Source organism: Alcanivorax sp. HI0044, from assembly GCF_001634945.1.
Genome location: NZ_LWEZ01001895.1, coordinates 1 through 1,730, shown reverse-complemented (window position 1 = coordinate 1,730; position 1,730 = coordinate 1). Strand labels below are relative to the sequence as shown.

The 1,730-nt window shown below is 57.5% G+C and carries 3 protein-coding genes; 1 reads left to right on the top strand and 2 read right to left on the bottom strand.

From position 1 onward, the window contains the following. Window positions 1–211: 211 nt before the first annotated feature. Together A3730_RS28305 and A3730_RS28300 are read right to left on the bottom strand one after the other, a co-directional pair. Window positions 212–520 carry an antibiotic biosynthesis monooxygenase gene (locus tag A3730_RS28305; protein WP_063519477.1) on the bottom strand — a complete coding sequence of 103 codons (309 nt, stop codon included), beginning with the start codon at window positions 518–520 and terminating at the stop codon, window positions 212–214. A 111-nt stretch (window positions 521–631) separates the two neighbouring features. Continuing rightward, on the bottom strand, window positions 632–1,363 hold the full coding sequence (locus A3730_RS28300) for a pseudouridine synthase (protein ID WP_255363130.1): 732 nt from the start codon (window positions 1,361–1,363) through the stop codon (window positions 632–634). Between the two features lie 73 nt (window positions 1,364–1,436). Between A3730_RS28300 and A3730_RS28295 the strand changes: the two genes are divergently transcribed. Then, window positions 1,437–1,730, top strand: a 294-nt coding sequence (locus A3730_RS28295) for a UvrD-helicase domain-containing protein (RefSeq protein WP_156501425.1), incomplete at its 3' end; no start/stop codon positions are given.

Sequence of the window (1,730 nt, the reverse complement as noted above, 5' to 3'; positions counted from 1 at the left end):
TGCCGGAACGCTATGTGGCGCCCAGCCATGTGAAAGCAGTGGCCATGCTGTACAAGACGCCGCGGGTGTACAAAGACGCGAACACGCTGATTGATCCGCTAAACCCGGAAAGAACCGTGGATGTGATGGAGCTGCAGGGACAGCTTGGGTAACGGGCTGAAGAAAATGGGAGAATCGTGGGCGGAAATTTTCGGCAGAAAATTTCCGCCTTTTAGCTTTCTGAGAGAGCGTCGCTGTTAGCGTAGGCACGCAGTATTTTTACCACCTCTACCTTGTAGTGCTTGTACCAGCCAGTCTTTCCTAGTTGCTGTGCTACCTTATGCTCCGCCTGCTGCTTCCAGGCTTTAATGTCCGCCTCATCCTGCCAATACGACACAGCAATTTCCTGATCACCTTGCGTCGCACTGATGAAATCAGTGCAACCAAATCCTGCCATGGCCAGATCACGTAATTTTTCAGCCATGTCACCGTAACGTTCGTCCTGATCACCAACCGTGGCGGTGAAGATCACAGCGTACATACTCCATCCCTGTGTGTTCTTTTTCCTTATTTTGTAGGTCGCATTAGGCCGAAGGCCGTAATTCGACACTCACGCCGTCCTGCCCCCGGCCGAAGGTCGCAGGGCAAACGATCAGATACCCGCGATTTCGTCCTCTGTCAGTACCCGATATTCTCCCGGCGACAGATCCGCATCCAGTACGATTTCGCCGATCTGCTCCCGATGCAACCCCACCACCTTATTGCCGCGGGCAGCCAGCATGCGTTTAACCTGATGGTAGCGCCCTTCCGTGATAGTCAGCACCAAGGTGTGTGCATTCACCCGCTCAGCCCGGGCCGGCAAGGTCGGGCTGTCCTCGCCGCGTAGCAGGATTCCCTCACGCAAGGCCTGCAAATCCTCGTCACTGACCGGGTCTGCACAGGTCACCCGATAGCACTTGCCACAGGCATGGTTCGGGGACGTGAGGCGGTGAGACCACTGCCCGTCGGAAGTGAGCAGCACCAGCCCGGTGGTATCCCGGTCCAGCCGGCCGGCCGGGTGTACCTGGGTGCGCAACTCAGGCGGCAACAGGTCCAATACCGTGCGGTGCTCAGGATCATCCGTGGAGCAGACCACATCAACGGGTTTGTACAGCATCAGGTAACGATGGCCGGGAAGCTGCACGACTTCACCATGCAACATCACCACCTGATCCGGGCGCAACTGCAGGTTGGCTTTGGGTTTTGCTTCATCAGCGACCGTTACCGCCCCCCCGCTGATCAGCTTTTTCGCCTCCTTGCGGGTAAGGCCGGCACTGTGGGCAAGAAAATAGTCCAGACGCATAGGCAAAACCGTTACCAGAGAAACCGTCATGATAACCGACATAAGGTGTCTGGAGTGCACACCCATCACTGGTATCATAGCGACCCGATTTCACCCCCAGCGTTACCGGAGCCCCATGAGCAAACTCAATCCCCGCCAGCAGGAAGCCGTGAACTACGCCGACGGCCCCCTGCTGGTACTGGCCGGTGCGGGCTCCGGCAAAACCAGCGTGATCACCCGCAAGATCGCCTGGCTAATTCAGGAGCGGGGTATTCCGGCCCGCCATATCGCGGCGGTAACCTTTACCAACAAGGCCTCCCGGGAAATGAAGGAGCGGGTGCAACAGCTGGTCAGCCGCGACCTGACCCGGGGGCTGATTGTCTCCACCTTCCATAACCTGGGCCTGCGCATCCTCAAATCCGAATTGAAA

Excerpts from the sequence above, each read along its gene's own strand:
- A3730_RS28305 (WP_063519477.1), bottom strand. The coding sequence starts at position 520 with ATGTACGCTGTGATCTTCACCGCCACGGTTGGTGATCAGGACGAACGT.
- A3730_RS28300 (WP_255363130.1), bottom strand. The coding sequence starts at position 1,363 with ATGTCGGTTATCATGACGGTTTCTCTGGTAACGGTTTTGCCTATGCGT.